This window comes from Pseudomonas sp. AC463 (assembly GCF_979253585.1).
The window spans coordinates 1-278 of the sequence record NZ_CEEDDZ010000532.1 but is presented as its reverse complement, the minus strand read 5'-3'; the positions used below and the strand labels follow the sequence as shown (position 1 = coordinate 278).

Genomic DNA, 278 nt, shown 5'->3' with positions numbered 1-278 from the left:
CAACCGGGCTATACTGCAGGAAGATCGTCGACAGCGACAAGCCCATCAGCACCGCGAAGCCCCAGAACATCGCCTGAAGCGTGCCCGTGCTCATCCGGCTCTGGCCGAAGCTCATGCCGAATACGATCGCGAGCGGCGCGAACATGATGACGTACTTCAGCGGCCCGGGCTGCGTGAACACCGCCTCCGCATAGCCGCTCATCGCGAACAGCAACGCCACGACGCCCGTCAGCAGGACTCCGGACGTCATGTAGTTGTAGACAGACAGCATATAGGAC

1 protein-coding gene is annotated in these 278 nt (G+C 61.5%); it reads right to left on the bottom strand.

Going from position 1 to position 278, the window contains the following annotated elements; translation table 11 throughout:
• On the bottom strand, window positions 1-278 hold a 278-nt coding region (locus AC0IYH_RS31275), incomplete at both ends, for a Bax inhibitor-1/YccA family protein (protein WP_471838096.1).